The sequence below is a fragment of the Arcobacter sp. s6 genome (assembly GCF_040884245.1).
Lineage (GTDB): Bacteria > Campylobacterota > Campylobacteria > Campylobacterales > Arcobacteraceae > Aliarcobacter.
This window is the reverse complement of the sequence record NZ_JBEVTN010000006.1, coordinates 139,751-149,068: the sequence shown is the minus strand read 5'-3', so window position 1 is coordinate 149,068 and position 9,318 is coordinate 139,751. Positions and strand designations below refer to the sequence as shown.

Annotated in this window: 8 protein-coding genes; 3 read left to right on the top strand and 5 right to left on the bottom strand. The window is 24.8% G+C overall.

Annotated elements, in window-relative coordinates:
• The first annotated feature begins 132 nt into the window (after positions 1–132).
• Positions 133–1,380 (top strand): GGDEF domain-containing protein, encoded by a 1,248-nt coding sequence (locus tag ABVS04_RS05175; RefSeq protein WP_368029604.1) that lies wholly within the window; start codon positions 133–135, stop codon positions 1,378–1,380.
• Here ABVS04_RS05175 and ABVS04_RS05170 read toward each other — a convergent pair.
• The 3 genes from ABVS04_RS05170 to ABVS04_RS05160 form a co-directional block, all read right to left on the bottom strand.
• Entirely contained in the window at positions 1,377–2,144 is a 768-nt protein-coding gene (locus ABVS04_RS05170; protein ID WP_368029603.1) for a sulfite exporter TauE/SafE family protein, read from the bottom strand. The genes ABVS04_RS05175 and ABVS04_RS05170 overlap by 4 nt on opposite strands.
• Before the next feature lie 92 nt (positions 2,145–2,236).
• Entirely contained in the window at positions 2,237–2,869 is a 633-nt protein-coding gene (locus ABVS04_RS05165) for an HPP family protein (RefSeq protein WP_368029602.1), read from the bottom strand.
• 64 nt (positions 2,870–2,933) lie between these two features.
• The gene (locus tag ABVS04_RS05160; RefSeq protein WP_368029601.1) at positions 2,934–5,312 is read right to left on the bottom strand and encodes an AAA domain-containing protein; all 2,379 of its coding nucleotides are present in this window, start codon (positions 5,310–5,312) and stop codon (positions 2,934–2,936) included.
• 87 nt (positions 5,313–5,399) lie between these two features.
• Between ABVS04_RS05160 and ABVS04_RS05155 the strand changes: the two genes are divergently transcribed.
• Positions 5,400–6,233: an AraC family transcriptional regulator gene (locus ABVS04_RS05155; protein WP_368029600.1), complete on the top strand. Its 834-nt coding sequence runs from the start codon at positions 5,400–5,402 to the stop codon at positions 6,231–6,233.
• 43 nt (positions 6,234–6,276) lie between these two features.
• Positions 6,277–6,906, top strand: coding sequence for a LysE family translocator (locus ABVS04_RS05150; protein WP_368029599.1), 630 nt, complete (start codon positions 6,277–6,279; stop codon positions 6,904–6,906).
• 63 nt (positions 6,907–6,969) lie between these two features.
• On the opposite strand, the gene ABVS04_RS05145 is transcribed toward ABVS04_RS05150, so the two are convergent.
• Both ABVS04_RS05145 and ABVS04_RS05140 read right to left on the bottom strand, forming a co-directional pair.
• Positions 6,970–7,950, bottom strand: coding sequence for an iron-sulfur cluster assembly scaffold protein (locus ABVS04_RS05145; protein ID WP_368029598.1), 981 nt, complete (start codon positions 7,948–7,950; stop codon positions 6,970–6,972).
• A gap of 34 nt (positions 7,951–7,984) precedes the next feature.
• Complete coding sequence (locus ABVS04_RS05140) at positions 7,985–9,181, bottom strand: NifS family cysteine desulfurase (protein WP_172125340.1); 1,197 nt, start codon at positions 9,179–9,181, stop codon at positions 7,985–7,987.
• Positions 9,182–9,318: the final 137 nt, after the last annotated feature.

Below are 9,318 nucleotides of genomic sequence, written 5' to 3'. Positions count from 1 at the left end.
AAAAAGTGTCTATTTATGGGCTTTATAAAGCTTTTATACATAAGAAATTGATGATTTTTTTATGTGCGAAAGTTGAGTTATTAAAAAATAAGTGTTATAATACTTTATATTAGAATTATAAGGTTTTATTTCTTGGGAAAAATTAAAGAATTAACAAAAAATACATTATTTCAATTAAAAGAAGAAAATCTTCCTACAACACCTGAAAATTATTTTATTGAATTCAAAAATCAAGCACAGCATGCAAATATTGAAATTGCTGAATTTGAATTATTTAATAAAATAAAAAAAGTATTAACACTACATGAAATAGAAACATTAGAAATAAAAACTTTTAACCATTTAGCTGTTGTTCTTGCAAATAGAGTTAATGAAAATGAATTAAAAAAGTTAATTGAAATATTTGAAGAAATTTTAAAGCCATTTTCTGATTCTGATTTAAGTAATGAAATCAAAGAATTTATTTTAAAAATTCTTGAAACTCCAAAAAATATAATTTTAGATGAATCAATAAATACACTAAAAGAAATTGCAAACAAAAGAGTTGATTCAGACAGAAAGATACTTAAAGATAAAACAAGTGATATTATAAAATTAACTTCATTAATGAGTAGATATTTCGATAAAACTTTAAATGAAAGTGAAAATTCAAGTGAAGATATTTTAAAAATCAAAAATGAATTAATTACATTAGATATGTCAGAAGCATCTCAAAGAGAATTAAAAGTTGTTCAAACAAAACTTGTTGATACTATTCATAAAATAGAAAATTCTATTAAATTAAATTGTAAAATAATTAATGATCATAAAGTACAATTTAATTCACTAAATGAACAAATTAAAAAGCTAGAAGAAGAACTTATAATAGCAAGAGAAGAAAAACAAACTGACTTTTTAACAAATGTATTTAATAGACGTGCATATCATGATGAAATAGATAAAATAGAAAAAAACTATTCTATATTTAATAATAACTATGCAATTATTTTTTATGATATAGATCACTTTAAAAAAATAAATGATAATTATGGTCACACTTGTGGAGATGCTGTACTTAAAAATTTTGCAAGTATCTTAAAAAAATTAACAAGAGCAGAAGATGTAATTGCAAGATATGGTGGTGAAGAATTTATTGCATTAATAAACTATGAAAAAGAAGAAGAAGTTCAAGGTTATATTAAAAGAGTAAAAAATACCATAAACTCAACTAATTTTATCTATAAAGAAGAAAGTATTCATATAAAATTTTCTGCAGGAGTTACATATAGAAATAATTATGATTCATACTTAGATGCAAAAAAAAGAGCTGATGAACTTTTATATGAAGCAAAAAGTAAAGGTAGAGACAGGATTATTTTTGATGATCAAATAGAAATTTAATTTAATATAATTTTTACTATATTTGCCACTAACATAAATACTAATACAAAAATTAAAACTTTTTTTATAAATGACTCTCCACCTTTTATAGCAAAATGAGTTCCCATATATGATCCAGCCATATTAGCTATTGCCATAGGAATAGCAATCATCCATAAAACTTTTCCTGCATAAACGAAGGCAATTGCAGAACCTAAGTTTGTAGCTAAATTTAATGGCTTTGTTGATGCAGTTGAAATAATATAATCTAAATGTAAAAACTTTTTCATAGATATTGTCATGTAAGTTCCAGTTCCAGGCCCTAATAATCCATCATAAAATCCAATAGGAGCAGTTGCTAAAACAATATTTTTATTTGAAAGTTTTGTATCTTCTTCTTTAATTTTTGAACTTTTTTTAAGTAAAAAAACTAATGCAATAGGAATTGCTATTAAAATAGCCCATTGTATAATATAATCAGGTATAAACATAACAAGTAAGCTTCCCACATAAGAAGCAAGTAAGCAGGGAATTATTGCAATTTTAACTACTCTAATTGATATTTTTTTACTTATAAAATATTTTATAGTTGCCATTAAAGCCCCAAAAAGACCTGCCATTTTATTTGTCGCAAGGACAAAAACAGGTGGAATTCCACTATATAATAAAACAGGGACTTGAATCATTCCTCCGCCACCAGCAATAGAATCTACATAACCTGCTATAAATCCTGTAATAATAAATATAATAATCCATGTAGTGGTTATATCTTGTAAAAATTCCATATATACTCTTTATTTTTTTTGAAATTATATCTGAAAATTATATAAAAATTTTATAATAATTGTATAAAAGAATATCTTTTTAGTTTATTCACTTATGACCAAAGTTGCATGTGTGGAATACTAGAAATAGCTTTAATAATATCTGTTTTAGAAACAATTCCTTGAAGAATATCATTTTCATCTACAATAGGAATTGCATCTAGTTTTAGATCTATCATAACTTTTGCAACTCTTCTAATATCTGAAATGGGATCAGCTGTAATTACTTCATCTAAATACAAATCATTTAGCTTTTTTTTCAAAGTATATTTACTATTTTCTATATCATCCATTAAAAGATATAAAATATGTTCTTTATTTATCATTGCTATGATTTTTTTAGAAAAAGAAACAACTGGCATTTGGTTAATATCTAAGTCTTTTAAGGAATTATATGCCTCTTCTATAGTTGATTGAGCATCTATATAAATACAATTTCTTGTCATAATATCTTTTACTTGATATACGGGTTCAAGGGTATCAATATTCGCCATTTTTTTATATTGTTCAATAGCATTTTCATTTGATTCTTTTTGTCCTTGATCTTTTTTATTATTAAATTGTTGAATAAAACCTTCATCTGGCTTTAATCTTGTCGATGATAATTCCTCAACATTTTTAAGTTCATATAAATTATCAGCTGTACTTCTAAATCCAACGTTTCCGTTATTATATATTGTAAACATGATAATCCTTTTAATTTAAATAGTCATTAAATAAATTATATAATAAATTTTTATTGATATTTATTTATAAGCTTACTTTTTTTGATATATTTATAATATTTCCTATTAATTGAGTATCTTTTTGCTCTACCCAAAACTCTTCATTTGCAACTATAATCAATCTTTTTTTCGTTCTACTTACCACTGTATTTATTAAATTAAGACTTTTGAAATTATCATTTAAAGTATTTGTAAAAAACATTTTTCTTTTTCCAAAATTTGAATCATCAACAACTGAAAAAATCACATTATCCCATTCACTTCCTTGGGATTTATGAATTGTCATAATATTATCAAAATATCTTCTTCCTAAAATATTTTTTAAAACTTTTACTTGTTTTTTATATGGAGTTAAAATAGCAAAAGATTTACCTTCTAGTTTTTTTACTAACTCTTTTATTATTAATGCTTCTTCTAAATTTGAACGCTCGATTGCTTCATTTGTATTTGAATTACTATTTATAAACAGTAGTTGTGTATCATAATTTAATGCAGATTTAAAACCGAATTTATATACAAACTTATTTAAAACTCTTGCTAGATTAATTCCAAATCTATGGGTAAATTTAAGATTTTTTTGAATTGTTTTTTCATACTTAGGTAGTGTTTGATTTAAAAATTCTTTATACAATTCATCTTCATTTTCTTTTAAAAATATACTTTCAAAAAATAAAGATGATTGAGAATATAAAAAACTATTTTTCATAGCTTTAACATCATCATTTTTTACTTCACTAATAGGAGGAAGTTGCCTATGATCTCCCAAAAATGTAATAGGACAATTATTTTTAAAAAGACTTAGAGCTTTTATATTTGACATATATCCAGCTTCATCACAAAAAATATGATCAACATCTATCTTATCTTTTAATGTGTATTGAATAAAAGCATCAATTGTCATGGCTAAAATTTGAGAATATTTTATTCTTTGTTTTGTACTTTGTTCTAATATAAAGTTTCTGTCATTTATTAATTCGTTAATTCTATTCTTTAACTTATTTTCATCAAATTTTTTATGATGTTCATCTAAGGCTTCATTTATTAGATTATCAGTTGAATTTTTTGTTAGCTCTTTAAGATTTTCTTGATTTGTTTTGCACCATAAATTTATTTGTAAAATCTTGTCATTAAGTAAGACTCTTTTCTCTTGGATATTTTCATTTGATAAATCTTTAAATATCTCATTATAAATTTTTTCACTTTTAATTAAATCTTTTGATTGAGATAAAATCTTAATATTCTCTTCATTTAGATTATCAATTATTCTTTCATATTCTTTGATATTTTCCCTTATACAATCTATGTTTATAACTTCTTTTAATCTATTTTCTTCTATTAACTTTTCATCATAATTTACACAAAAATTTTCTTCTCTTTTTTTTATAGCTTCTTTTATCATTTTACAATTATTTACAAAGTGATAGGCTTTTAATGGTTGAGTTATAATATTTATCAAAGGTTGAAAATACTCTATTCTTTCTTCTTGTTTTTTTATCTTCTCTTTATTTTCTTCTAAAATAAAAAATAAATTATTTATCTTTTCTAAATCTGAAGAGATAAGTTTTCCATCTCGATATTTTATTACCCTATTTATAATTTTAATCTCATTTTCTAGACTTTCAAGAACTTTTTCTAAACCTCTTGTTTCACAAATTTCAGGATATCTATCAAAAAAATCTTTTGAAGGAATTCCAAATCTAAGAATCTTTTCCCTTGGAATTTGTAGTTTTTCAGTATTTTCTAAAACCCCAAAAAGAATCTGCTCTAAAGCTACATTTGTGGGTGCAACTATTAAAACTTTTTTATCTTTGAATATATAGTTTAAAACACTAGTTGATAAAACTGCTTTTGTTTTTCCAGTTCCAGGTGGTCCCCAAATATATGAATATGTATTTTGAAATATAGTATTTACCGCATCAATTTGATTTTCATTTAAAATAGTATCAATACAAATATCAAATTTTGGGTTTAAAATACTTGGAATTTTATTTGAAAAGTTTAATTCTAAACCATTCTTTTCGTACCATTCAATTAAGTTATTTATTAAAAAAAGTAAATCTGTAACTACATAAAAGTCATCAGGACTTAACTCTTTTAGATTTATATCTTCTCTTAATACTTGTATATAAAGCAATCTATTTTTTTCGTCATACTCTTTTATTAAAATATCTCTCTTATTGAAATAATACTCATTTGTAAAATTATTCTTATAATAAGTTTTTTCAAAATCAAAGATAGGTTTTTCAAGCTTTATTTCAAATAATAGTGGAGAACTTCCTTCTTGAAAAGAGATAGAGTGAACTTTTTCTATAGTTTTTCCATTATGTTCACTATATTTTTTTACATAATCATAATAATAAAGTGATTGAGAATGACAAAGTTCTTTGATTTTTGATATTTCCACTGATTTCCGATTTTATGAAGATTTGAAAGAATTGAATTGTAACAAAGTGTGCTTTATAGCGATATTAATTTTTATAATAAGTTTTTAATGAAGATATTAATAGACTTACAGACAATGAATCAAACACTATATTTTACAGATAAAAAATTAAACTATCTAGAACTTAGATACTCAAAATCTAATAATTGCTATAAAGAGCATATTCATAATACATTATCAATTGGAGCCATATTAAATGGAAAAAGAATTTATACAAATAAAAACAAAACTTTTAACCTTCAAAAAAACCAATTAGCAATTGTAAATCCAAATACAAGTCATAGCTGTAACAATAATAGTAAAACTGTAAATAGACTCTATATGTTATATTTATCAAAAGATTGGTGTTTTAGTATTCAACAAAGTATTTTTCCAAATATAAAAGGATTTATTCCTTTTTCAAATGAATTAATAAACAATAAAACTATTTATAATAATTTTATTAAACTATGTGAATTACTTTTTTCAAATAGTTTAATTTTAGAAAAAGAGACACTTTTAATAGAATTTTTCACTTCTTTATATGTGAAATATAATCAAGAAATTAAAATTGAAATTAATGATAACTCTATTATAAATAAAATTATTGAATATCTAAATTACAATATCAAAGAAGATATAAGTCTATATGATTTATCAAAAGAGTTTAATCTTTCAACATTTTATATAACTAAATTATTCAAAAAAGAGTTAAATATTCCTGCTCATTCCTATTTTATAAATCTAAAAATTGAATTTGCAAAAGATTTATTAAAAAATGGATTAAGTATCTCTCAAACAGCACTTGAGTGTGGTTTTTTTGACCAAAGCCATTTTCATAGAAACTTCAAAAAAATTCTTGCAATTACTCCCAAACAATACCAAGACAATTTTGTACAATAATTAATTTCTTAATTTTCATACAATCTTTTTTTAAAGGAGATTTATGGAATTACAAATATATTTACAAGATTTTCTAATTTTAGTTTTTGCACATTTTATGGCACTTATAAGCCCTGGTGTTGATTTTTTTATTATCATTAACTCAACATTAAAATATGGTAGAAAAGCTGGATTTATGAGTGCTTTTGGTATCTCTATTGCTAATTTAATTTATATACTATTAGCACTATTTGGAATTACAATTATAAAAGAGAATATTTATGTATTTAATTCTCTAAAAATTTTAGGATCTTTATATCTATTTTTTATATCTTATTATCTAATTCAATCAAAAAAAAGAGATTTATTTAATAAACATATAAAATATGAAAATGCTAATAATTTATTTGATAGTTTTATAAAGGGTTTTATTAGTGCTGTATTAAATCCTAAAAATTTTATCTTTTATTTTACTATGTTTTCAATTACTATTGAAAAATCTACACCTTTTTCTATTCAAATTATTTATGCATTATGGATGTTTTTTGCTGTATTGATTTGGGATATTTTTATTGTTTATATTATTAGTTTAGAAAAGATAAAAAAAGTTTTTAATAAATATATTGATTTGATAGAAAAAATCTCTGCATTATTTTTATCTTTTATTGCTTGTATAATTATTTATAAGCTATAAAAAAGGCTCATGCAAACTGCACAAGCCTTTTTTGTAATTGTAGATATTTATTTGTTGTATTAATTAGATTGGTAAAACTCTCAAGTTTTCATCAATTTTTTGTTGTAATACAGATTCGATTGCATATAAAGTTCCAGTAGATCCTGACGAACATCCTGAACATGAACCTAAATATCTGATATATAAATCATAATGAGGTAAATTCTCTTTAATATCAATAATTTCCATATTTCCACCATCCATTACTAGCATTGGTCTAATATCAGAATCTAATACAGAATCAATTGCTTTAATTCTTTGAACTAATGTCATTTTATCAAATGATAATGTTCCACTAGCACTTGCATCTGCTGCTGTTTTCATTTTTTCTTCAGCCATTTCAGCTCTTACATCTTTTAGGATATCTACTAGATAATATTCTTTTTCTTCATGCCCTCCTGGCTTAATACATGATTTACAAAAAGCACCTGCTTTTGTATAATCTGTAATTTGCTCAACAGTAGTTAAATCATTGATTCTAATAACTTCTCTAATTGTTCCTAATGAAACCCTTGCACACTCACATACAATAACTTCAGTTTCAAAAGATTCCATATCAACACCTTTGTATTCAGCTGCTGCTTTTTTAATAACATCATAAGCCATAACTGAACAGTGCATTTTTTGTGGTGGAACAGCTGGTGTATCTGGATTATCTCTTAATGCTTTTTCAACATCAATATTTGTAATTTTTACAGCTTCATCAACTGTTTTACCAATACAAAGTTCAGCCATAACATCTGAAGATGCAATAGCAGTACCACAACCAAAAGATTTGAATTTTGACTCTAAAATTTTATCATCAGCTTCATTAACTGCCCAATATAATCTTACAGCATCACCACATGATTCAGCTCCAAAATCAGCAACGATTAGTTTTGCTCCAAGTGCTGCTGCTCTTTCTTCTGTAATTTCACCTTGGTGAGATGGGTTATTCATTCTATTTACTACTTGATTTGAGTATTCATCCCAAATAGATCCACTAATTAAACTATTTTTTGCCATGAAATTTTCCTTTTAAATTATTCTTTATTTTTTATTATAAACCAGATTTATGACATGAAGGTGCATAAGCATATGAGCTTGAAATCCCTCTTAATCTAGTAACCGCATTTTTTATAACAGTAATTGCGTAATCAATTTGCTCTTCCGTATTAAATCTACTTAATGAAAATCTAACACCTGTGTGAGCTAACTCACTATCACTTCCAAATGCATTCATAACAGGATTAGCTTCTAAATCTTCACTTGCACATGCACTTCCTGTTGAAGCACCTATTCCATTTTGATTTAAATCCCATAACATAGATTCACCTTCAACTCCTCTAAAAGAAATCAGCGTTGTATTTGGAGTTCTATTTGCAGTTCCACCAATTACAACAGTTTCTGGTAATTCTAAAATTGCTGCTTCTAATTTATCTCTTAATTTAGAAACATGATTTTTTTCATAAGCTAAAGCCATAGTTGAAGTTGCAAGCTTCATAGCCCAACCCATTCCAACCATAGATGCAACATCAACAGTTCCAGCTCTATGTCCACCCATTTGCTCACCACCATGTAATAATGGAGTTAAGTCATAACCTTTTCTAACATATAAACCACCAACACCTTTTGGTCCATGGAATTTATGTGCTGAAAAAGATAAATAATCTACATTAAAATCTTGAACATCAACAGGAACTTTTCCAATTGCTTGTGTTGCATCTGTATGAAAAGCGATTCCAGCTTCTTTACAGATAGTTCCAATCTCTTTTATTGGAAAAATTTTTCCTGTTTCATTATTTGCCCACATAATTGATACAAGTGCTGTATCTTCTCTTATATAATCTTTTACTGAGCTAGCTTCTAAAACACCATCTTCATTTACAGGAAGATAAGTAACTGAAACACCTTGAGATTCTAAGAATTTACATGTAGCAGTAACTGCTGGATGCTCAACTTCTGAAGTAATAATATGATTTTTATTACCATTTAAAATTTTGTCTATCCAAATACCTTTTATAACTGTATTAATACTTTCTGTAGCATTTGACATGATGATAATATCATCTTCGTCAGCTGCATTGATTCCCTCATATAAAAAATTTAAAGCTTCTACCATCTTAGGATGAGTTCCTGCTCCAAATTTATGTAATGAATTTGGGTTTCCGTATATGTCACAAAAAAATGGTTTCATTTCTTCATATACTTTTGGGTCAACTATCGTTGTTGCATTATTATCTAAATAAACTTCCATTATAATTTCCTATATTTTTTAATTTTATATGCAAAAACTATTCCAAAAATAAATTTGATTGTTCTTGCTAAAATTTTTCTTGTATTCTATTCTAAATAGGATAAGAATTGTCTTAATTGTTTTTATTTTAAATTTAT

Bases quoted from the DNA above. Each gene is read 5' to 3' on its own strand.
- ABVS04_RS05165 (WP_368029602.1), bottom strand. From the start codon at position 2,869: ATGTTTACAATATATAATAACGGAAACGTTGGATTTAGAAGTACAGCT.
- ABVS04_RS05155 (WP_368029600.1), top strand. From the start codon at position 5,400: ATGAAGATATTAATAGACTTACAGACAATGAATCAAACACTATATTTT.
- ABVS04_RS05170 (WP_368029603.1), bottom strand. From the start codon at position 2,144: ATGGAATTTTTACAAGATATAACCACTACATGGATTATTATATTTATT.
- ABVS04_RS05145 (WP_368029598.1), bottom strand. From the start codon at position 7,950: ATGGCAAAAAATAGTTTAATTAGTGGATCTATTTGGGATGAATACTCA.
- ABVS04_RS05140 (WP_172125340.1), bottom strand. From the start codon at position 9,181: ATGGAAGTTTATTTAGATAATAATGCAACAACGATAGTTGACCCAAAA.
- ABVS04_RS05150 (WP_368029599.1), top strand. From the start codon at position 6,277: ATGGAATTACAAATATATTTACAAGATTTTCTAATTTTAGTTTTTGCA.